The sequence below is a fragment of the Xanthomonas sp. CFBP 8445 genome, from assembly GCF_025666235.1.
In the GTDB taxonomy this organism is placed as follows: Bacteria; Pseudomonadota; Gammaproteobacteria; order Xanthomonadales; family Xanthomonadaceae; genus Xanthomonas_A; species Xanthomonas_A indica.
Genome location: NZ_CP102594.1, coordinates 4,315,541 through 4,337,847 on the forward strand (window position 1 = coordinate 4,315,541; position 22,307 = coordinate 4,337,847).

Genomic DNA, 22,307 nt, shown 5'->3' on the forward strand with positions numbered 1-22,307 from the left:
CGCCGCCATCGCCCTTGCCTCGTCAGCGCAGGACGCCTCCGCGGTCGCCTGGCGGCACAGCCTGCGCACGCGGCTGCTGCTGTGGGGCAGCCTGCTGCAGGTGGCGCTGCTGCTGGGCCTGGCCCTGCTGTTCTACCTGGGCGCGCGCGAGGTGATGGTGCGCAACGCCCGCGAGGAGGTGGCCGGGCTGACCCAGCAGACCGCGCGCAGCCTGGATGCCACGCTGGGCTCGGTGCAGGTGAGCGGGCGCACCCTGGCCGCCACCGCGGCGGGCTTGGGCCGGCAACCGTTCAACCTGCGCACCCTGCTGCAGGCCACCCTGCAGGGCGACCCGGACATCGCCGGCGCCTTGCTGGTGATCGAGCCCGGCGCGCTGAAGGACGATGGCCGCGGCTTCGCCTGGCACCTGCGGCGCACCGCCGGCGGCGTGCAGGAGCAATCGGCGGAGGCGATGGGCTTCGACCTGCACAGCATGCCGTGGTACCGGCGCACCCTGGCCGCGCCGGCGCCTTGGTGGTCCGAGCCATACAGCGACGCCAGCAGTGGCGGCACCTACCTGACCACCTACAACCTGCCGCTGCGCCTGCCTGGCGACGGCCCGCAGGCGCCGGCGATCGGCATGGTGAGCGTGGACGTGCCGCTGCAGCGCCTGCAGGCCATCGTCGCCGAACTGCCGGCCAACAGCGGGCTGCAGCCGATGCTGCTGTCGCCGGACGGGCTGTTCGTGCTGCATCCGGACCCGGCGCTGCGCTTCCGCCGCACGCTGGAGGCACACGTGGCGCGGGCGCGGCCGGACCTGTCGCCGCTGGCGCAGGCGGCCGACACCCACACCGCGGTGCGCTTCGAGCACACCGCGCCGGACGGCACCCGCTACCTCACGCAGAGCGCGGCGGTGGGCGACACCGGCTGGACCTTCGCGCTGAGCGTGTCGGAGGACTACATCCTGGCCGGGCTGGACCGCATCGTGCTGTGGGGCGCGCTGGCCGGTGCCGCCGCGCTGGCGGTTTGGTTGTGGCTGCTGCATCGCTACACGGTGCGGCTGGTACGGCCGATCGAGGACCTGACCGACTCGGCGCTGCACTTCAGCCAAGGCGCGTTCGACTACCCGCTGCGCCATGTCGAACGCGCGGACGAGGTGGGGGTAATGGCGCGTGCCTTCGACAGCGCGCGCGGCTCGATCAAGCGGCAGCTGGACGAGATCGCCACGCTGGCGCAGGCGCGGCAGCGCATGCAGAGCGAATTGTCGATCGCGCGCGACATCCAGCAGGCGATGCTGCCGGGCGGGCGCACCTTCGACAGCGCCCACAAGCATCTGGAGACGTATGCGCTGCTGGAACCGGCGGAGATGGTGGGCGGCGATTTCTACCAGTTCTTCGAGACCGAGCCGGGGCTGCTGTGGTTCGTGGTGGGCGACGTGTCCGACAAGGGCGTGCCGGCGGCGCTGTTCATGGCGCGGGCGATGACCGTGCTGGAGATCGCCGCGCGCCGGCACACGCGCCCGGACGCGATCCTGATCGCGGCCTCGCAGCGGCTGGTGGAAGGCAACGAGCCGTGCATGTTCGCCACCGTGCTGTGCGGGCTGATCGACGTGCACAGCGGCGACTACTGGCTGTCCAGCGCCGGCCACGAGCCGCCGTTGCTGCTCGGCGCCGATGGCCACGCCGCGCTGCTGCCGCTGGAATCGGGTCCACCGCTGGGGCTGGAGCCGCAGTCGCGCTACCCGGTGGTGCATGGGCGCCTGGCCGCCGGCGCCACCTTGCTCAGCTACACCGACGGCATCACCGAGGCGATGGACGCGCAGGAGCAGGCCTACGGCGAGGCGCGCCTGCTGGCGGCGCTGCAGCCCGGCGCCGATGCGCAGGCGCAATGCGCCGCCGTGCTGGCCGACGTGCAGGCGTTCACCGCGCCGGCACCGCAGTCCGACGACATTACCCTGCTGGCGATCCGGCTACGCCAGGATTCGGCAAGGGAGGCGACACGATGATGCTGCGATGGCAGATGGAACCGGCACTGGACGCACTGGCGCAACTGAGCGACAGCGTGGAAGCGGCGCTGCTGCGCCATGGCGTGAGCGGCGAGCAGGTCAGTCGCACCCGGCTGATCGTCGAGGAGCTGGCCTGCAACACCCTGGAGCACGGCCACCTGCGCCGTGCCCCGCGGCCGGTGGACGTGATCGTGCACCTGCAGCCCGACGCGCTGGTGCTGGAGTTCCACGACAGCGGCCCGGCCTTCGACCCGCGCAGTGCGCCGGTGCCGGACCTGGACGCGGACATCGCCGAGCGCCCGATCGGCGGCCTCGGCCTGCACCTGGTGCAGCAACTCGCCGATCGCCTGGAATACCGCCACGACGGCGGCCGCAACGTCGTGCGCATCGTCCTGCTGCAGCCCGCCGATCCCTCCCTTCAGGAGTCACCCGCATGACCACGTTGAGCCTGCAGATCGACCCGGCGCAGGACAAGCGCCAACGCCTCACCCTCAGCGGGCGGCTGGACACGCACACCTACCAGGCGCTGGACGAGGCACTGGCGCCGCTGCTGGCCACGCCGATCACCACCCTGGTGCTGGACCTGTCGCACCTGGACTACATCAGCAGCGCCGGCATCCGCTCGATCTTCAAGGCGCGCAAGGTGCTGGCCGCGCGCGAGGGCCGGGTGCTGGTGGTCAACCCGCAGCCGCAGATCCGCAAGGTGTTCGACGTGGTCAAGGCGGTGCCGTTGAACGAGATCTTTACCTCGGTGCAGGAGTTGGACGACTACCTGGACGAGATGCAGCGGCGGGTGCTGGAGCAGGAGCGCGGGGGGTGAGGCCAGGCGGCGCCTGTGCGGTACGCCCGCAACCGCTGCCTTGTTGCTCCTCGTAGGAGCGGCTTCAGCCGCGACAGGCGTCACCGGTAACGCCCGTCGCGGCTGAAGCCGCTCCTACAGGGATGCGCTGGGCATCCTTGTGGGAGGGACTTCAGTCCCGACGGCGGAGGGTGTCCGTCGACTTTCGGCTTCGCTTGTCCCGGCTGCATGACAGGTGACTCCCCACAAGGGCCACCGCTGGCCGGGGCAACCTGGCGATCCCCACCTGCAGAGATCACACGCGCACGCTGCCGTCTTGACTGAACCAATCCCCCAGCGCGCCAACGCCCGCCCTCCCAGGCGCTTGCCGGCCACCCCACTTCGATATATCTTTTCCGCACCGAATTCGACATATCGAAATGCCACGACCCCACGCCCCCGGCCCGCACCCCGCGCACCGCCTGTTCGAAGACGACCGGGCCGGCCGCAGCCGTGGCGCACGCGGCCCCCGCCCGCTCGGCCACGGCGACCTACGCCTGTTGTTGCTGGCGATGATCGAGACCCAGCCGCGCCACGGCTACGAGCTGATCCGCGCGGTCGCCGAACTGTTCCATGGCCTGTACACGCCCAGCGCCGGCACGGTTTACCCGACCCTGGCGCAGTTGGAGGCGCAGGGCCTGGTGCAGGCCGATGCCGACGCCACGCGCAAGCGCTATGCGATCACCGAGGCCGGCCAGGCCTTTGTGCGGGCCGAGCGCACGCAGGTGGACGCGGCGCTGCAGCGCACCCAGCACAGCGCGCGTGCGCTGGTGCGCGCCAACGTGCCGGCGCCGGTGCGCGAGGCGATGCGCCGCATCAAGCATGGCCTGTTGGCGCGGCACGGGCGCTGGGACCCGGACGAGATCGAGCGCGTCGCCGCGTTGTTGAATTCCGCTGCCGACGGCATGGATGGCACGCCCCCCTGATTCCCCTTCCAGCCAGCACGCGGACATCAGCGCTTTCGGCGTCCGCGTCGCCCGCCAACCCTCTCCCCCACTTTTCGAGGATTCCCATGGCGACTCACGAACACCGCCTGCTGCGCCACCCGCTGCGCCTGCGCCATCTCCAGGTGCTGCGCACGCAACCGCTGACCCCGCACATGCGCCGCATCGTCGTCGGCGGCCCCGAGCTGGATGGCTTCGTCAGCGCCGGGCCGGACGACCACGTCAAGCTGTTCTTCCCCAATCCCGAAGGCGCGTTCGTGCTGCCGACGATGACCGAGCACGGCCCGGTGTATCCGGCCGACGCGCTGCCCTCGCCCGCCCGCGACTACACCCCACGCCACTACGATGCCGACGCGCAGGAACTGACCCTGGACTTCGTGCTGCACGGCGACGGTCCGGCCTGCCGCTGGGCGGCGCAGGCCGACCCCGGCGATGCGCTGGTGGTCGGCGGACCGCGCGGCTCGTTCGTGGCCGCCGACGATTTCGACGCCTACGTGCTGATCGGCGACGAGACCGCACTGCCGGCGATCGGCCGCTGGCTGGAAACCCTGCCGGCCGACGCGGAAGTGGACGCACTGATCGAGATCCCCGGCTACGCCGACCGGCAGACGCTGGATTGCGACGCCGAGTTGCGCGTCACTTGGCTGGAGCGCAACGGCGTGGACCCGCGCAGCAGCCAGTTGCTGGAAGGCGCGCTGCGCGACTTCGATCCGCCGGATGGCGATGCGTTCTACTGGATCGCCTGCGAATCGGCCCGCGCGCGGATGATGCGCAAGTTCGTCGAAGGCCACTTGGGCGTGCCCAAGGAGTGGATTCGCGCGACCGGGTATTGGAAGGCGGGCGGGGACCAGGACGAGTAGCACGCCGGCATGCCGCCAGCCGGCGAAGTGCAATTGCAGGTGGGGCGGGCAGCACTCATCCGCACTGTAGACACACCAAGAAATTGCGAAATAAATCACAATATTTCAGAGACCTGCATTTTACAAAGCCGCCTACCCATCGACGGATCTCGAGAGGCGGCTTGCACATGGACAAGGCATTTCACGCGATCGATCCCCGCGGCATCACGCTGAACCCGGACGGATCGATCAACTTCGCCAACCATCGATTGCGCGCCGCGGCGATCGCTTCAGCGACGGCAGGAGCGATTCGCCCCATGAGCGAAAATGCCGGAACGTGTACCAACTCCGGCACCTGCTCCTCCACGAATTACACCTGCAACAACACAGGTGACTGTTCCAAAGCGTCCAATGTGGGCTCTTGTCGAGCCGGCGGCCAGCCCTCGCCAAACGGTTGAGGCACGCCGATGCTGAGCGAAGCCACCATCGCCGAGGCGCTTTCTCCGCGCATCCTGTCTCTCATCCTTTTGCCGACCGAAAAATGTAATTTCCGCTGCACCTATTGCTATGAAGACTTTGCGATAGGACGCATGCACCCGAGCGTGGTCAGCGGCATCAAGGCATTGATCGCCAATCGCGCGCCCCACCTGGATCGACTGAATATCTCCTGGTTCGGCGGGGAACCCCTCCTGGCGCGCGATGTCGTCCTGGAGATCGGCCAACACGCCAATGCGGTCTGCGCGCAACACGACGTCGCCTTCAGCGCCGGCTTTACCACCAACGGCTATCTGCTGGAGCCCGCCCTGCTCCAGCGCTTTACGGAACTCCAGCACCGCGAGTTCCAGATCACGCTGGACGGCGACGCAGAATGGCACGACAGAACACGCATCACCGCCAGCAAAGGCGCGACGTTCGAGAAAATCTGGTCCAACCTCATCGCCTATCGCGCACTCGCGGCGCGCTTTTCCATCTCGCTGCGGCTGCATCTGCACCAGGACAACATTGAATCGGTGCGGCGCCTCTACGCAAGCCTGCGTCGCGAGCTGCTCGACGACCCACGGTTCTCGGTGTACTTCCACAAAGTCTCGAACTTGAGCGCCGGCAGCACGATAGGGGAAAAGGTGCTGCCGCGAGACCGCTACCCGGACGCCATTGCCCATATCACCGCCGCTACCGACCTTCCCTCCAAGGACGCACGCCCGATTTCGGAAGAGCATCTGGATGGATATATCTGCTACGCGGCAAAACCGAACTCGCTGATGATTCGCGCCAACGGGAAAATCGGCAAATGCACGGTCGCGCTCAACGATGATCGCAACGATCTCGGGCGCCTCCACGCTGACGGCACCATCGACATCGAAAACGACAAGCTGCGTCGTTGGATGAGCGGATTCTCCGATCTCTCCGAGCAAACGCTTGGTTGCCCGCTTTCCACCTTGGCAAGCACCTGAGATGCATCCCGATGCCCATCCGCATAGACCCAGACAAGATATCCCTAGGCAAGAATGCCGAAGTGCTGTTCGACGGCTCGGAAGCTTCCACCGCTGCTGCAGTGGAAGCATTGGCAACGCGGCGCTTCGGCACACGCGCCACCAACGAAGTCTGCAATGGCACCAACCCGGCGTGCACGAATACGAAAGACTGCTCGTTAGGGAGCAACACCAACTGCACCAACAAAGGTTCCTGCATCACCCCCACCCCGGGCCCAGGCCAGGGCTGACGTGCAACCACCAGGTGGATCGCCATGACAACGCATACGAACGATAGCCGCCGCAACTTCCTCTTCGGTACCGCTGCGACTGCAATTGCCGCGATGATTCCCGCCGCCGCGGCATCTGCCGCGGCAACCGGTGCCAGCGCTCCACAGACCGCGCCCCCCGTCGGCCGCGCCTTCCCCGAGACGCAGACCTTCGCGGTGCAAGTCCTGGGCGACCTGCGCCAGCCATCGACCGACCTGCAACTGATCCCGGGTCAGCTCTCCGAACCGCTGGCGCTCAAGGGCAACGGCACCTACCGGGTGAAGATCAGCCCCACCGACATCACCACGCGTTTCGGGCCGATCTACCGGCTGACCCTGGCCGATGCGCAGGGAACGCCCCTGGAGGAAATGAACATCGGCAGCGACACCACCGCCACCTTCAGCCGTTATGGCGTGCAGGTCTACGCGCTGTCGATCGAACAGGCGATGTAGGAGCATGTCAGATACGTGCTTTGCCGGGGCTCAGCGCGACCTGCCGTTGTGCTGTCGTAGGAGCGGCTTCAGCCGCGACAGGCACGTAGGCCCCACGCGTCGCGGCTGAAGCCGCTCCTACCGTGCGCGTTTCGTCGCGATTGAAGCTCGCGACACACCGCGCGACCCCGAAAACACAAACGCCCGCCGAATGGCGGGCGTTTGCATTGCAGCGGGCGGTAGCGCGCGAAGCGCCACCGCCGCACGCGCAGGCCGGCTTACTTGGCCGCGTTCAAGGTCGCTTCGGTGGTGATGCGGATCTTCACCTCGTCGCTGACGTTGGGCACGTAGGCGCCCAGGCCGAAGTCGCTGCGCTTGATCGTGGTGGTGGCGTCGAAGCCCAGCGCCGGCACCTTCTTCATCGGGTGCGGACCGGCACCGTTGAGGGTCACCGCCAGCACCACCGGCTTGGTCGTGCCCTTGATGGTCAGGTCGCCGGCGACGGTCAGCTTGTTGGCGCCGGCCGAGGTCACCTTGGTGCTCTTGAAGGTGGCAGTCGGGAACTTGGCGGCGTCGAAGAAGTCGGCGCTCTTCAGGTGCTCGTCGAACTTGGCGGTGAAGCTGTTGAGGCCGGACAGCGGCAGGGTCACGTTGACGCTGGACTTGCTCACGTCCTGGGCGTTGTAGACCAGGGTGCCGTCGACGTCGCCGAAGTGCGCGGACGGGTTGGAGAAGCCGAAGTGGCTCCACTGCACCAGCACGTCGGTGTGGGCCGGGTCGAGGGTGTAGGTGCCGGACACGCCCTTGGCGGGGGCAGCGGCGGCGGCCGGCGCGGCGAAGGCGCTGGTGGCGGGCTGGGCGACGACGACGGCCAGGGCCATGGCGAGCGGGAGCAGCAGTTTGCGGGTCTTGGTCATGGTGGAACTCCTTGGAGGGGTGATGGGACGAAACTGCGGCAGGCGCGGGCCTGCGGTGGGACAGGGAAGCGAAACGCGCGCGCTCACTCGATGCGCGCGGCCTCGTCGAAACTCAGCCGCGGCAGGCGCGGGAACAGGCCGCTGGGGTCGCCGTAGCCGAGGTTGACCAGGAAGTTGGATTTGATCGCAGTGCCTGCGAAGAACGCGGCATCGACCTTGGCGTTGTCGAAGCCGGACATGGGACCGGCATCCAGGCCCAGCGCACGCGCGGCCAGGATCAGGTAGGCGCCCTGCAGCGAGCCGTTGCGGAACGCGCCTTCGCTGCGGCCTTCGCGCGGGCCGTCGAACCAGCTCTTGGCATCGGTGTGCGGGAACAGATACGGCAGCTTCTCGTGGAAGTCCTCGTCGTGGGCGACGATCACCGTGACCGGTGCGGCCAGGGTCTTGGCCAGGTTGCCCTCGGACAGCGCTGGCTTGAGCTTTTCCTTGGCCTCGGGCGAGGTCACGAAGACGAAGCGCGCCGGGCTGCCGTTGGCCGCGGTCGGGCCCCACTTCACCAGGTCGTACAGCGCGCGCAGGGTGTCTTCGCCGACCGGCTTGTCCAGGAACGCGTTCTGGGTGCGGGCGGTGCGGAACAATTGGTCGAGGGCGGCGTCGTGCAAGGCGTCGGACATGCGGGGAAGTTCCTTGATCGAGGGAAGCGCCAGGATGCCGGTGGGGCCGTCCCGATGCGAGGCGGCCAGTGTAGAGTGGCACGATTGCCGCAACACCCGGCCGCGATGCAACGGATTACTACCAAACGTGAAACGATCGAACGCGACCTGGGCGATTAGCGATGGCCGCGCCGGCAATGCCCGCCAGGCCGAGGCGCTGGCCGCCGCGTTGGCGCTTCCGACAACAACACCGATCCAGCCGCAGTTGCTGCAGCCGCACATGCCCTGGCGCTGGCTGGCGCCGCGCTGGCTGCCCGGCGCGCAGCATGCCTACGGCGCCGCCTTCGCCGATTCGCTCCGGCAGCCGCCACGATTTGCCGTGGGCTGCGGCCGCCAGGCGGCACTGGCGACGCGGCTGCTGCGCGCGCGCGGCAGCCAGGTGGTGCAGATCCTGGACCCGCGGCTGGATCCGCGGCACTGGGACATGGTGGTGGTGCCGGAACACGACCGCCTGCGCGGCGCCAACGTGCTGACCCTGCTCGGCAGCCTGCATCCGATCGACGATGCCTGGCTGGCCGCCGGGCGCGCGGCGTTTCCTGCACTGGGCGCGCTGCCGTCGCCGCGCGTCGGTCTGTTGGTGGGCGGCCCATCCGGACTCGCGCCGTGGAGTGAAGCACAGGCACACACGGCCTTTGCCGACATCGCCGCGCAGTTGCGCGCGCACGGCGGCAGCCTCCTCGCCAGCGCATCGCGGCGCACGCCGCCCGCGGTGGCCGCAGCCCTGCATCGCACGTTCGCCGAGGTGCCGGGCATCGTGTGGTGCGGCGCGGACGATGGCGCCAATCCCTATGCCGGCCTGCTCGGCTGGGCCGAGCGTCTGGTGTGTACGCCGGATTCGGTGAACCTGCTGTCGGAAGCCTGCGCTACGCGCGTGCCGGTGCAGGTGCTGCTGCCGGAGACGGCGCGTGGCCGCGCCCTGGATTTCCACCGCGCCCTGCAGGCACGCGGCCGGCTGCTCCCGGCGGAGGATGCCGGCGACGCGCACGCCGCCGACATCGCACCGCTGCGCGAAACCGCGCGGGTGGCCGCGCTGATCCGCGACCGCCTGGCACTGGCCTGATCGGCTGCCGCACCGGCGTCGCTGCCACGACACCGGCACGGCAACCGGGCCCAACGCGTTACATCACGCTGCGTCAGGGGTTGCTCGGCGAGCGCGGCACGCCCGCCGGCGCCGCATCCAGCGCACCGATCAGCAGCCGCACCACCGGCGTCCCCAGGCCGACGGTGTAGTTGTACTTGCCCTTGATCGGCTGGTTGTTGTCGACCACGCCGTTGTAGCCGGGGATGCCGCGATGCAGCGCCTCCGGGCCATTGGCGGCCAGGCGGTACAGGTAGTCGTTGAGATTGCCCTGGCGGCCCTGCTTCTCCACCAGCAGCGCGACCGCGCTGGCGAACTCCGGCGCGGCGACGCTGGTGCCGATCACCGCCTCGATACCGCCCTTGAAGTAGGTGGCCACCGAGCTATCGCCCTCCCGGCACGGCTGCGTGGCGGTCGTCGGGCAGCCGCCGACCAGCATGCCGATGTCCGGCAGCGTACGCATGGACGTGCGCGTCCCGCCGAGCGCACGCAACTGATAGGCCGGGCGCTGGAACAGGGTGCTGACGCCGCCGCCGGCGCCCCAGTAGCCGCCGGCCAGGTTGGCGCCGAAGCCGTAGTAGTCGGCGGTCTGCAGCGGATCGCCGTAGGCGCTTTCGCTCTTGTAGCCCGACTCCAGGCTGCCCTTCTTGTAGGCGGTGAGCAGGTTGCCGCCGCCGACCGCGGTCACGTGCGGGCTGGCCGCCGGATGCTCCACGCCGGCGACGAAGCGGCCGTCCTTGTGATCGACCGCGTACTGCGTGTCGGCGCAGTCCAGGCCGGCGTTGTCGCCGCTGGAGGCGACGAAGGTGATGCCTTGCGCGTTGCCCTGCTTGAACACCGCATCGTAGGGACGCAGCAGCGAAGTGAAATCCTTGCCGCCGTTGTAGGCCGCGGTGTAGTACAGCTCGCAGACGCCGAACGAGGAGCTGACCACGTCGGCCTGGTTGTCCTGCACGATCTGCCGGTAGCCGGCCAGCACGGAGGCGTCGCTCAGGTCCGGGATCACGTACAGCAGCACGTGCGCGCCGGGCGCGCCGCCGAGCGCCATCTCCACGTCGAGTGCGGCCTCGCCTGCCGCGGCGTCGTTGCCGTCCTGCAGGCCCGGTTTGGCGCCGGCCACGTAATGGCGCGCGTACAGGGCCGGAGTGGCGTGGTTGGCGGCGTAGCGGCTGAAGTTTTCGTGGTCGAACATCGCCTTGATGTCCGAATCCAGCACGTCGCTGCTGATCAGGATGGCGATGGTGCTGCCGGTACCGTCGAGGCGGCGCTGCTGCCCGGCCGCACCGGTCGTGGCCTGGTAGGACGGATAGCCGTAGGCCTGCTTGAGGTCGTTGTACCAATACGTGGTGCCGCCGGCGCCGTAGCGGTTGGCGGGATTCTTGACGGCCGAGCGCTGCCAGTTGACGTGCATCGCCGGCGCGCCGCGGGTCAGGCCGGTGACCGTCGCCCCGGTGTCGCGCAGCGCGGCCGGCAGCTGCAACGGCGCGGCCGCGGCGAGGCGGGCCTGGCTGCCCTGTTGCACCTCGGCGGTCAGCGGCACCGCGAACAGCCGCTCGACGTTGTCCGCGCTCGCGCTGACATGCAAGGTGGCGCCCTGCTCGACGACGTTCATGTGCGCGGCCTGCAACGCGGCGCGCACCTGCGCGATCTGCGCCGGTGTCGGCGCGAAGCGGCTCTGGCATTCGGCCGGGGTCAGCCAGTGGTGGTACTTCGGCGAGAGCGGATCCTGGATGTCGGCCAGCAGCGCATCCAGCCCGGCCTGATCGCGCACCGGCAGGTGCACGTCGAAGGTGACCGGCGCGGCGCGCAGCGTGGCGGTCATCGCCGCGATGGAGGCGTCGGGCGCGGCGCTGGCGGTGCCGAGCGCGCACAGCAGGGAAGCGGACAACACGGCAGCCAGCAAGGGCCGACGGCGGATGCGATCAAGCATGGGCGTCTCTCCGGGGGTAGAGCGAGTGGACGAGGCCGTGGTGACCTCGCGGTGGGAAATCGGTTGCCCCTCTCCCCTCGGGAGAGGGATTGGGATGAGGGTGTGGCGCGCGAAGCGCGCGCGTGGTTCGTTGCCGCGAGGCTGCGCTCGTACCCTCATCCGCCCCTTCGGGGCACCTTCTCCCGGGGGGAGAAGGGAAGCGCTTGGCCCCTCTCCCGCCGGGAGAGGGGTTGGGGTGAGGGTGCGGGAGTGCGCAACACGTTCGTCGACATGCAACTGCAAGGGCCCGACACAGCACGCAAACGACGCTCCGATCGACGCGAATGCGCTGCGCTTCCTGCTCATGTCTACACGCATCGGCACGTCGTCGTGGCTTGGGCGAGCGGTGATGATTGAAGAGGAATGCACCACAAAACTTTGACGGCCGACTCCGTTTTCGACTTTGGAAACAGCGGTTTTCGCGGGGTTTTCGACACATCCGCTTACATGTGTTCAGCGCCCGCCATGCGTGGCAAATGACGACACTCTGTATCGACTTGATGTCGATGCATGCGGTGCCGCGCCACGTCTTTCTTCATGGCATCCGATGGCCTGCGTGGCGCCACGCCACGCCCTGCGACCGCGACACGTACGCCACGCCGCAGGACCGCTGCATGACAATCGCAACGCGGGTGACGCCAACCTGCAACGTCGCTGTCGCATCGTGTGCGCACTTCCTTTACGAATCCCCTTACGCATGCCTCTCCATTCCCTGCTGAGCACGGCCATCCTCGCCGCCCTGTTGTCGCCCTTCGCCGCCACCGCCGCGGAGCCTGCCGCCGCCGAGGCCACCGCGTCCGACGTGCAGCAACTCGATGCGGTGTCGGTGATCGGCCAGGGCGAGACCCGCCAGGTGCAGCGCATCACCCCCCAGGACGTGGCGGTGCTGCCGCCGGGCACCAGCATCCAGAAGCTGCTCAACCGCATCCCCGGCGTCAACGTGCAGTCCAACGACGCCTTCGGCGCCAACGAGGAATCGCAGACCATCAGCCTGCGCGGCTTCAACGGCGTGCGCCTGGGCTACACCCTCGACGGCCTGCCGCTTGGCGACAACGCCTACGGCAACTACAACGGCCTGAACATCAGCCGCGCGCTGATCGCCGAGAACTTCGGCGGCGTGGAGCTGGCCTCGGGCATCGGCAGCCTGGGCACCGCCTCCACCAGTAACCTCGGCGGCACGGTGCAGTACTACTCGGACGATCCGTCCACCGAGGTCGGCGTGCGCCTGGCGCAGACCGTCGGTTCGGACAACAACCGCCGCACCTATCTGCGCCTGGACACCGGCGAGCACAACGGCTTCTCCGCCTACCTGTCCGGCATCTACGCCGACGCCGACATGTGGGCCAAGCCGGAATCGCCGACCCACACCGCGCAGTTCAACGGCAAGGGCGTCTACCAGTTCGAGGGCGGCAAGATCACCGCCTTCGTCGACACCTCGCGCACCTCGCAGGCCGACTACGCCTACCTGTCCAAGAACGGCCTGCACCGCGGCCTGGGCTGGGACTGGAACCTGTATGCGCCGGACTGGCAGCGCGCGCTGGCCGCGGCCTACTGCGCGCCGGCCACGCGCGACCCCAGCCGTTGCGGCTACAGCGGCGGCGTGGACAACATCGACGACGCGTACTACCAGAGCCGCGCGTTGCGCAACGACGACCTGTATTACCTGGCCGGCGACTTCCAGCCGTCTGATACGGTGAGCGTGCACACCCAGGTCTACCACCACGAGAACGAAGGCCAGGGCCACTGGTGGTCGCCGGGCCAGCCGTCCTACCCGGGCACGCCGCAGGCGCTGCCGATCTCGATCCGTAGCACCAACTACACCATCAACCGCACCGGCGGCATTGCCTCGCTGGGTTGGGACATCGGCCCGCACCACCTCGAAGCCGGCGTGTGGTACGAGCGCAACAAGCATCACGTGGAGCGCAACTTCTACTGGATCGACGGCCCGATCGACGACGACCTCTTCCTGAGCAACCCGAACCGCCGGCTGTTCTCGCAGGACTACGTCATCACCACCAAGCAGGCTTACGTGCAGGGCACGTTCAAGCTGCTCGACGATCGCCTGACCCTGGACATCGGCGCCAAGAGCCCGCACACCACGATGACCGCGCGCGAGACCCCGGGGATCCCGGTGGAAGCGCCGGTGGCCAATGGCGAACTCAAGGCCAGCAAGGCGCTGCTGCCGCAGGCCGGCGTGCGCTACCGCCTGGCCGAGGGCCAGGAAGTGTTCGCCTCCTACGCCGAGAACATCGCCGCGTTCCAGGGCGGCGGCGCCGGCGGCCCGCTGCTGGTGACCCAGGCCTCGTTCGACGCCAGCGTCGGCGCGCTGCAGCCGGAGAAGTCCAAGACCTTCGAAGCCGGCTACCGCCTGGTGCGCGACCAGTTCGAGGCCTCGCTGGTCGGCTACGACGTCACCTTCGACAACCGCCTGCTCTCGCTCAATCCGTGCCCGAGCATCCAGCAGGGGACCAGCCCGGCGTGTACGACGCGCTTCTTCAACGTCGGCTCGGTGAGCAGCCGCGGCGGCGAGCTGACCTTCATCTGGAAGCCGAACGCGCACCTGCAGTGGTACAACTCGGCCTCGATCAACCGCTCCACCTACGACGACAACTACGTGCAGAACGGCGTGGTCATCCCCACCGCCGGCAAGTACACCGTGGACACGCCCAAGCGCATGTTCGCCAGCGAACTCAGCTGGACCTGGAACGGCTGGAACGCCAACCTGCGCGGCAAGTACACCGGCCAGCGCTACTACACCTACACCAACGACCAGGGTTTCGGCGGCTACACCTCCTTCGATGCCGGCGCCGGCTACGACTTCGGTGCGGTGTCGTTCCTGCAGGACCTGAAGCTGTCGTTGAACGTCACCAACCTCACCGACAAGCGCTACGCCTCCAACCTCACCGCCTTCAGCAACAGCGACCCGAACGGCCGCTCGCTGGCCTTCCACGCCAGCGCACCGCGGCAGGCGTTCCTGACCCTGGACGCGCGCTTCTGAGCGCGTCCATCCTGTCCGCCCGCCCCCGAACCGGAACGCATGCGATGATCCGATCCACCTCTTGGTTGTTGGGATGCGCGATGGCCGTGTTGGCGACCACCGCGGCGGCCGCACCGGCCGCCGCACCGGGCGAAAGCAAGCCGCTGGTGATCGGCCACCGCGGCGCCAGTGCGCTGCGCCCCGAGCACACCCTGGCCTCCTACGCCAAGGCCATCGCCGACGGTGCCGACTTCATCGAGCCGGACCTGGTCTCGACCAAGGATGGCGTACTGGTGGCGCGCCACGAGAACGAGATCGGCGGCACCACCGACGTGGCCGCGCACCCGGAGTTCGCCGCGCGCAAGACCGTCAAGCAGATCGACGGGCAGCGCGTGGAAGGCTGGTTCACCGAAGACTTCACCCTGGCCGAGCTGAAGACCCTGCGCGCGCGCGAACGCCTGCCGCAACTGCGCGGCACTGCCTTCGACGGGCAGTTCCAGGTGCCGACCCTGGACGAGATCATCGACTTCACCGCGGCCGAGTCGGCCACGCGCGGGCGCCCGATCGGGTTGATTCCCGAGATCAAGCACGGCACCTACTTCCGCGGACTCGGCCTGGCGATGGAAGACAAGCTGGTCGCCAGCCTCGATGCGCACGCCTACACGCGCAAGGCGCCGGTGGTGATCCAGTCGTTCGAGATCGGCAAACTGGAATATCTGCACGGCAAGCTTGGCGCCACCCATCCGAACGTGCGCCTGGTGCAGTTGCTGGGCGATCCCAAGGAGCGCCCGGGCGACCAGTTGCGCGACGGCCCGACCTACGCGCAGATGGGCAGCGCGCAGGGCCTGCGCGCGATCGCCAAATACGCGCAGCTGGTCAGCCCGAACCTGCGCGCGATCGTGCCGGTGAGCGCCGACGGCGCCCTGGCCGCGCCCACCTCCTTCGTGGCCGACGCGCATGCGGCAGGCCTGCAGGTGATTCCGTACACGTTCCGGCCCGAGAACTATTTCCTGCCCAAGCAGCTGCAGGACGCGCGCGGCCCGGCCGCGGTGAACGCCGCCGGCAGCATGAAGGAAATGCGCGCGCTGCTCGATGCCGGCATCGATGGCTTCTTCACCGACGACCCGGCGGTGGGCCGTGCCGCGGTGGATGGGACACCGCCGCCGGTGCGATGAGGCCGCGAGTGGGGATTAGGGATTGGGGAAGCGCAACAGCGGTTCCCATCGCGGGATTCCTCTTGTAGGAGCGGCTTTCAGCCGCGACGCGCGGAGGTCGGGGACACGCCGTGCGAAGCGGAGGCATCGTCGGGTCGGGACTGAAGCCCCTCCCACAGTGCAGCTTCCGACAGGGCCGCTGCCGCAAGAGTGGGAGCGGCTTCAGCCGCAAGGAAGCCGGGATTGGGGATTAGGGAATCGGGATTCGCAACAGCGGCTCCCATCGCGGGATTCCTCTTGTAGGAGCGGCTTCAGCCGCGACGCTTTTGCCGGGAACGCCGCGTCGCGGCTGAAGCCGCTCCTACGAACTGGCAGCCACGCCCCGGCATTGGCCATGGCGCGACCGGGCCGCGATAATGCGCGCCCACCGCCCCTGCCCATAATCGCCGTGCCTTCCGTCGTCGCCCCCTCACCCACCTTTGCCGCGCTGACCCCGCGCGCGCTGCTGCTGTCCGTGCTGGCGATGGGCGCGGTGGTGCTGCTGTCGAACGTGCTGGTGCAGTTCCCGATCAACGACTGGCTGACCTGGGGCGCCTTCAGCTACCCGGTCGCGTTCTTGGTCAGCAACCTGATCAATCGCCGCTTCGGCCCGCGCGCGGCGCGGCGGGTGGCTTGGTGCGGCTTCGCGCTGGCGGTGCTGCTGTCGATCTGGATCGCCACCCCGCGCATCGCCGCGGCCTCGTGCCTGGCCTTCATCGCTGCGCAGCTGCTGGACATCACCGTGTTCGACCGGCTGCGCCGCGGGCGCTGGTGGCGCGCGCCGATCGTCGCCACCGCCTGCAGCGCGACCCTGGACACCACGATCTTCTGGTCGATCGCCTTCGCCGGCTCGACGCTACCCTGGCTGAGCTGGGCCGCCGGCGACCTGGCGGTGAAGCTGGGCATCGGCGTGTGCCTGCTGGCGCCGTTCCGCGCACTGCTGTGGCGGATGGCGCCGACACGGTAGCTGGGTCGCCTCATCGCCACATGCAGCACTCTCCTGCTCCATCGCGTCGCGGCTGAAGCCGCTCCTACAACAGCAGCGTCGGCACTGTCGGGCACTGCAGTGTGGGAGGGACTTCAGTCCCGACCCGACGATGCATCCGCTTCGCACGGCGTGTCCCCGACCTCCGCGCGTCGCGGCTGAAGCCGCTCCTACAACAGCAGCGTCGGCACTGCCGGGCACTGCGTTGTGGGAGGGACTTCAGTCCCGACCCGACGATGCATCCGCTTCGCACGGCGTGCCCCCGACCTCTGCGCGTCGCGGCTGAAGCCGCTCCTACAGTGGCAGCGTCGGCAATGCCGGGCACTGCAATATGGGAGGGACTTCAGTCCCGACGCGCGATGTCGAACGCGATCCCGTGCGCGGCGCCGGTCGCAACGCATGCCCCGTGCAGTGCAGGGCGGCGTCTCCACTTCCTGTCGCGATCCCGGCCATGGCTCCCCGGACATGCCATGCACCGCACAGCATCGACAGCACGCTCCCGACCCAGTGCTCCCGCCGCGCGTCAGTGCACCGCCTCATCGCCTGCACGCCCTTCCACGAACACCAGGCCCAGCGCGGCCGCGGCGGCACGAATCGCCGCACGCGCCGCGGCGATCTCGGCCGTGGGCGCGGTCAGGCGCGGACGCCGGTCCAGCGTGCAGGCCAGGCCGGCCTCCACCAGCGTGGCATGGGCGGCATGCAGGCCCGCCGCGATGGAGGGCGCCAGCCAGCCGCTGTGCGCCAGCGCATCGAGCAGCGCCGCAGTGTCGCGCGGCACCAGCAGCGCCGGCTGCTGCGCGGCGCCGAGCAGGACGCCGGCCTGCACCAGGAATTCCAGGTCGACCAAGCCGCCGGCGCCCTGCTTGAGGTCGAAGCGCGCGGCATCGCTACGGTCCAGTTCGGCACGCATGCGCGCGCGCATCTTGCGCACTTCCTCACGCAGGGACGCGGCCTCGCGCGGACGCGCCAGGGTCTGCGCACGCACCTGCTCGAACTGCTGCAGCAGCGGCGCATCGCCGGCCACGCCGCGCGCGCGCACCAGGGCCTGGTGCTCCCAGGTCCAGGCGCGCTCGCGCTGGTACTCGCGGTAGCTGGCCAGCGAGGACACCAGCGCGCCCTTGCCGCCGTCCGGGCGCAGACGCACGTCGATGTCGTACAGGCGGCCGCCGCCGGTGATCGCGCCGAGCAGGGCGATCACCTTCTGCGCCAGCCGCGCGAACCAGCGCCCACTCTCCAGCGGCCGCGGCCCGGCCGAGGCCTCCACGCCGGGCGGATGGTCGTACAGGAACACCAGGTCCAGGTCCGAGCCGATGCCCAGTTCCATGCCGCCGAGGCTGCCGTAGCCGATGATGGCGAAACTGCCGCCGGGCACTTCGCCGTGCGCGGCAACCAGATCGGCACGCGCCAGGCGCAGCACCGTCACGACCACCGCCTCGGCCAATTGCGCGAGTTGGCGGGCGCTGTCGAGCGCGGGCTGGCGGCGGTCCAGCGTCGCCAGGGCGATACGGAAACTCAGCGCCTGGCGCGCTTCGTTGAGGCCGCGCAAGGCCGCTTCCGGATCGTCGCCAGCGGCGGCGACCGCGGCCTCGCACAGCCGCTGCATCGCCGCCTGGTCCGGCATCGGGCCGTCGACGCGGCTGTCGAGCAGTTCGTCCAGCAGCAGCGGGTGCGCGGCCAGCCGCTCGGACAGGAACGCGCTGCGCGCCAGCACGTCGACCAGCCGCGCCAGCGCGCTGGGCTGTTCGTCGAGCAGGGCCAGATAGCTGGCCCGGCGCAGGATCGCCTGCAGCAGGCCGAGCACGCGGTGCAAGGCGGCATCGGCCTGCGCCGAGCGCGCCGCGGCATGCAGGAGCGCCGGCAGCACCCGGTCCAGGCGCGCGCGCGCGGCATCGGACAGGCTGCGCACGCCCAGCGACTGCACGAAGCCGCGCAAGGCCTGGTCGGCGCCCTCGGCGTCGGCGAAGCCGGCGGCGCGCAGCACCTGCGCCTGGCCGGCGTCGGGCAGGCCGCGCCAGTAGTCGGCCAGCGCATCGGGCGCCAGCGCGCGCTCGCGCGGCGCCAGCAGTTCGGCGAACTCGACGGCGACGCGATCGCGCTGCACCTGCAGCGCTGCGTACAGCGCGGCCCAGTCGGCATAGCCGAGGCCGAAGGCGATGCGCGCGCGGTCCAGCGGATCCTGCGGCAACGCATGGGTCTGCGCATCGCGCAGCATCTGCAGGCGATTCTCCACCTGGCGCAGGAAGCGATAGGCCTGCGCCAGCGCCGCGCCGTCCTCGGCGGCAACCTGGCCGGCAGCGACCAGCGCGCGCAGCGCCGGCAACAGGCGGCGCTCGCGCAGGGCGGCTTCGCGGCCACCACGAATCAATTGCAGCGACTGCACCAGGAACTCGATCTCGCGGATGCCGCCGGCGCCACGCTTGATGTCGTCCAGGCGGTCGTGGCGCGCGACTTCGGCGGTGATCGCCGCCTTCATCTCGCGCAGGCCGTCCAGCGCGGTGTAGTCGAGATAGCGCCGGTACACGAACGGGCGCAGCGCCTGCAGCCACGCCTCGCCAGCGGCGATGTCGCCGGCCACCGCGCGCGCCTTGAGCCAGGCGTAGCGTTCCCAGTCGCGGCCTTCGCGCTGGAAGTACTGGTCCATGCCGGCGAACGACAGCGCCACCCGGCCGGCGGTGCCGAACGGGCGCAGGCGCAGATCCACGCGGTGCACGAAGCCATCGGCGGTGGTTTCGTCGAGCAGCCGCGCCAGGCGCTGGCCGAGCCGCGCGAAGTATTCCTCGGCGGCCAGCGCCCGCGCGCCGTCGGACTCGCCGCCCTGCGGATAGGCGTAGACCAGGTCCACGTCGGAGGAGAAATTCAGTTCGCCGCCGCCGAGCTTGCCCAGGCCGAACACCACCAGCCGCTGCACGCTGCCGTCGGCGGCACGCACCACGCCATGGCGCGCAGCGAACTCGACTTCCAGCGCCTGCAGCGCCAGGGCCAGGCAGTCCTCGGCCAACTGGGTGCTGCCGGCCAGAGTCGCATCGACCTCGTCCAGGCCCAGCACGTCGCGCCACACCAGGCGCGCCGAGGCGGCGGCGCGGTAGCGGCGCAACTGCGCCGGCCACGCCGCCGGTTGCGCCGGATCCAGTTGCGGCAGCGGCAGGGGTGGCGGGTCCGGCTGCGCCAGGTGCGCGAGCAAGGCCGGCTGCCGGCACAGCGTGTCGAGCAGGAAATCGCTGGCCAGCAACGCGTGCGCCAGCGCGGGCTCGAAACCAGGGGAAGACGGCCATGGCTGCGCGGCCACGGCCTGGCGCAAACGCGTCAGGCTGCGCTCGAGCGTGGGCTGCAGGGCATCGGGAACGGCGGCGGTAGCGTTGGACATCGGGCGATTCTGGCATCCCGGGCGTTCAGGCACATGCAATAGCGCATGCTTTTCGCGGCTCGTCAGAAGCGCCGTTGCGTTGTAGGAGCGGCTTCAGCCGCGACGGCATTCCCGGGAACGCCCGTCGCGGCTGAAGCCGCTCCTACGGGGAGCTCCTGCCTTTCGCCATGCAAACGCTCGGCCTCGCTCCCCATTGCAGCTGCGATCCGGCAAAAGCCACACATCGCCATCTGCGCGCACGCAGACCCACGCGCCAGGCGCGTCTGCGGGCAATGTCCGCCGCGTGCGGGCCGCGCGCAGTTGAGACATCGCAAACACCACGCCGCATGCGCTACGCATCGCTGCACATCGCCGCAATACGCAGCGTTTCACATCACGTTCGCCGGGTTTCGTGGAAGCTGCCGGCCGGCCGAATCGGGCGATGGTGTATCATGTGCCCCTCGACGGAGCCCCGCGCCATGACGCGCCGCCCGCTCCGTCTCTTCGATCCCGCGGCGTCGTGGTGTTGACGCGGCCATCCGGGATCGTGCCCCCGCAGACCAGTGCGGCGCCTGCGCGCCATTCCGTCTTGCTTTGCCCTGCGCTGTGCGGGCCGGGGGTCATGACCTCACCGTTCCAGGACAGGAGAAAACATGTCGGAGTTCCACGCCCATTTCGGATGGTTCAAGCGCCGCCGCCAACTGCGGGTGGAAGAAGTCACCGTCGTCGACAAACCGATGCTCAAGCGGGCGGTCGGCGCGGCGGCGCTGGGCAACGCGATGGAATGGTTCGACTTCGGCGTGTACGGCTACCTCGCCGTGACCCTGGGCCACGTGTTCTTCCCCAGCACCAACCCGACCGCGCAGCTGATCGCCTCGTTCGCGACCTTCACCGTGGCCTTCCTGGTGCGCCCGCTGGGCGGGCTGGTGTTCGGCCCGCTGGGCGACCGCTACGGCCGGCAGAAAGTGCTGGCCGCGACCATGATCCTGATGGCGCTGGGTACGTTCTCGATCGGCCTGATTCCCTCCTACGAGCGCATCGGCATCTGGGCACCGATCCTGCTGCTGGTGGCGCGACTGGTGCAGGGCTTTTCCACCGGCGGTGAATACGGCGGCGCGGCCACCTTCATCGCCGAGTACTCCACCGACCGCAACCGCGGCTTCATGAGCAGCTGGCTGGAGTTCGGCACGCTGGGCGGCTACATCGCCGGCGCGGCCACGGTGACCGCGCTGCACTTCGCGTTGAGCGACGCGCAGATGCTCGACTGGGGCTGGCGCGTGCCGTTCCTGGTCGCCGGCCCGCTGGGCCTGCTCGGCCTGTACATGCGCATGAAGCTCGAGGAAACCCCAGCGTTCCAGGCCTATGCCGAAGAAGCGGAGAAGCGCGAGCACGACGCGCCGGGCCTGGGCGCGCTGTTCCGCGTCCACTGGCCGCAGCTGCTCAAGTGCGTGGGCCTGGTGCTGGTGTTCAACGTCACCGACTACATGCTGCTGACCTACATGCCCAGCTACCTCAGCGTCACCATGGGCTATGCCGAGAGCAAGGGCCTGCTGCTGATCATCATCGTGATGCTGGTGATGATGCCGCTCAACGTGCTCGGCGGATTGTTCAGCGATCGCCTGGGCCGCCGGCCGATGGTGATCGGCGCGTGCATCGCGCTGCTGGTGCTGGCGGTACCGTGCCTGCTGCTGGTCGGCACCGGCAACGACTGGCTGATCTTCCTCGGCCTGATGCTGCTGGGCGTGGCCCTGGTGTGCTTCACCAGCTCGATGCCGTCGACCTTGCCGGCGCTGTTCTACACCCCGGTGCGCTACAGCGCGCTGTCGATCGCCTTCAACGTCTCGGTGTCGCTGTTCGGCGGCACCACGCCCCTGGTCACCGCGTGGCTGGTCGAACGCACCGGCGATCCGCTGGTGCCGGCGTACTACCTGATGGGTGCGGCGGTGGTGGGCATCGCGACCATGGTCTTCGTGCGCGAAACCGCCGGCCTGCCGCTGCGCGGCTCGCCGCCGGCGGTGGCCAGCGAAGCCGAGGCGCATGCGCTGCTGCGCAGCGACGAGCCGTTGACCGTGGATCCGACCCGACCGGAACTGCCGCCGTCGCCGGAACCGCCGTCGCAGGCCATGCCGACCTGACGCGAGCGCGAGAGCTGCACGCTGGCCGTCCCCACGGTACGGCCAGCGCCGATACCCCCTGAACATGGCGCCTCGGCGCCACTGCGCCGGATGGTGGGATCGACATCCCATAGTCACCCTCGCACCGCGTCCCACGCTCTCCCAGGACCGGGAAACAGGCAATAAAAAAGCCCGCTTGCAGCGAACTGCCAGCGGGCTTTGCTCCCTCCCCCACGTCGGGAT

At 69.3% G+C, this 22,307-nt stretch carries 18 protein-coding genes; 14 read left to right on the forward strand and 4 right to left on the reverse strand.

The genetic code is table 11. The features are described from left to right. Positions 1 to 7 precede the first annotated feature (7 nt). From NUG21_RS18610 to NUG21_RS18650, 9 genes are all read left to right on the forward strand, one after another. Positions 8 to 1,984 carry a SpoIIE family protein phosphatase gene (locus tag NUG21_RS18610; protein WP_317852492.1) on the forward strand — a complete coding sequence of 659 codons (1,977 nt, stop codon included), beginning with the start codon at positions 8 to 10 and terminating at the stop codon, positions 1,982 to 1,984. After that, the gene (locus tag NUG21_RS18615) at positions 1,981 to 2,421 is read left to right on the forward strand and encodes an ATP-binding protein (protein WP_242159510.1); all 441 of its coding nucleotides are present in this window, start codon (positions 1,981 to 1,983) and stop codon (positions 2,419 to 2,421) included. The genes NUG21_RS18610 and NUG21_RS18615 overlap by 4 nt, the downstream gene beginning before the upstream one ends. Beyond that, the gene (locus NUG21_RS18620) at positions 2,418 to 2,804 is read left to right on the forward strand and encodes an STAS domain-containing protein (RefSeq protein WP_019797362.1); all 387 of its coding nucleotides are present in this window, start codon (positions 2,418 to 2,420) and stop codon (positions 2,802 to 2,804) included. Before NUG21_RS18615 ends, NUG21_RS18620 begins: the two co-directional genes overlap by 4 nt. 398 nt (positions 2,805 to 3,202) lie before the next feature. Then, on the forward strand, positions 3,203 to 3,748 hold the full coding sequence (locus NUG21_RS18625; RefSeq protein WP_263391654.1) for a PadR family transcriptional regulator: 546 nt from the start codon (positions 3,203 to 3,205) through the stop codon (positions 3,746 to 3,748). Between the two features lie 86 nt (positions 3,749 to 3,834). Beyond that, positions 3,835 to 4,626, forward strand: coding sequence for a siderophore-interacting protein (locus tag NUG21_RS18630; RefSeq protein ID WP_242160253.1), 792 nt, complete (start codon positions 3,835 to 3,837; stop codon positions 4,624 to 4,626). Between the two features lie 167 nt (positions 4,627 to 4,793). Beyond that, a complete protein-coding gene (locus NUG21_RS18635; RefSeq protein WP_160946186.1) occupies positions 4,794 to 5,063 on the forward strand; it encodes a hypothetical protein in 270 nt (89 codons plus the stop codon). A gap of 9 nt (positions 5,064 to 5,072) precedes the next feature. Continuing rightward, positions 5,073 to 6,056 carry a radical SAM protein gene (locus NUG21_RS18640; protein WP_263391655.1) on the forward strand — a complete coding sequence of 328 codons (984 nt, stop codon included), beginning with the start codon at positions 5,073 to 5,075 and terminating at the stop codon, positions 6,054 to 6,056. Positions 6,057 to 6,067: 11 nt separating this feature from the next. Further along, positions 6,068 to 6,325, forward strand: a complete 258-nt coding sequence (locus NUG21_RS18645) for a hypothetical protein (protein WP_263391656.1) — start codon at positions 6,068 to 6,070, stop codon at positions 6,323 to 6,325. A 24-nt stretch (positions 6,326 to 6,349) separates the two neighbouring features. Continuing rightward, on the forward strand, positions 6,350 to 6,796 hold the full coding sequence (locus NUG21_RS18650; RefSeq protein WP_263391657.1) for a hypothetical protein: 447 nt from the start codon (positions 6,350 to 6,352) through the stop codon (positions 6,794 to 6,796). A 257-nt stretch (positions 6,797 to 7,053) separates the two neighbouring features. Here NUG21_RS18650 and NUG21_RS18655 read toward each other — a convergent pair whose 3' ends face one another. Then, positions 7,054 to 7,692 (reverse strand): YceI family protein, encoded by a 639-nt coding sequence (locus NUG21_RS18655; RefSeq protein WP_160946182.1) that lies wholly within the window; start codon positions 7,690 to 7,692, stop codon positions 7,054 to 7,056. An 83-nt stretch (positions 7,693 to 7,775) separates the two neighbouring features. Continuing rightward, positions 7,776 to 8,366 (reverse strand): malonic semialdehyde reductase, encoded by a 591-nt coding sequence (locus tag NUG21_RS18660; RefSeq protein WP_242160248.1) that lies wholly within the window; start codon positions 8,364 to 8,366, stop codon positions 7,776 to 7,778. 127 nt (positions 8,367 to 8,493) lie between these two features. Here NUG21_RS18660 and NUG21_RS18665 point away from each other — a divergent pair, with 127 nt between their 5' ends. Beyond that, positions 8,494 to 9,465: a mitochondrial fission ELM1 family protein gene (locus NUG21_RS18665; RefSeq protein WP_263391658.1), complete on the forward strand. Its 972-nt coding sequence runs from the start codon at positions 8,494 to 8,496 to the stop codon at positions 9,463 to 9,465. A gap of 73 nt (positions 9,466 to 9,538) precedes the next feature. On the opposite strand, the gene NUG21_RS18670 is transcribed toward NUG21_RS18665, so the two are convergent. Further along, positions 9,539 to 11,413, reverse strand: coding sequence for a S53 family peptidase (locus NUG21_RS18670; protein WP_263391659.1), 1,875 nt, complete (start codon positions 11,411 to 11,413; stop codon positions 9,539 to 9,541). 736 nt (positions 11,414 to 12,149) lie between these two features. On the opposite strand from NUG21_RS18670, the gene NUG21_RS18675 reads away from it, so the two are divergent. From NUG21_RS18675 to NUG21_RS18685, 3 genes are all read left to right on the forward strand, one after another. Beyond that, a complete protein-coding gene (locus tag NUG21_RS18675) occupies positions 12,150 to 14,450 on the forward strand; it encodes a TonB-dependent receptor (protein WP_263391660.1) in 2,301 nt (766 codons plus the stop codon). A gap of 80 nt (positions 14,451 to 14,530) precedes the next feature. Beyond that, a complete protein-coding gene (locus tag NUG21_RS18680; protein WP_263391661.1) occupies positions 14,531 to 15,604 on the forward strand; it encodes a glycerophosphodiester phosphodiesterase in 1,074 nt (357 codons plus the stop codon). A 427-nt stretch (positions 15,605 to 16,031) separates the two neighbouring features. Further along, the gene (locus NUG21_RS18685; protein ID WP_263391662.1) at positions 16,032 to 16,589 is read left to right on the forward strand and encodes a queuosine precursor transporter; all 558 of its coding nucleotides are present in this window, start codon (positions 16,032 to 16,034) and stop codon (positions 16,587 to 16,589) included. A gap of 541 nt (positions 16,590 to 17,130) precedes the next feature. Here the strand turns inward: NUG21_RS18685 and glnE are convergent. Further along, complete coding sequence (gene glnE / locus NUG21_RS18690; RefSeq protein ID WP_263391663.1) at positions 17,131 to 19,971, reverse strand: bifunctional [glutamate--ammonia ligase]-adenylyl-L-tyrosine phosphorylase/[glutamate--ammonia-ligase] adenylyltransferase; 2,841 nt, start codon at positions 19,969 to 19,971, stop codon at positions 17,131 to 17,133. 632 nt (positions 19,972 to 20,603) lie between these two features. Here glnE and proP point away from each other — a divergent pair. Beyond that, entirely contained in the window at positions 20,604 to 22,085 is a 1,482-nt protein-coding gene (gene proP, locus NUG21_RS18695; protein ID WP_263391664.1) for a glycine betaine/L-proline transporter ProP, read from the forward strand. The last annotated feature ends 222 nt before the right edge of the window (positions 22,086 to 22,307 follow it).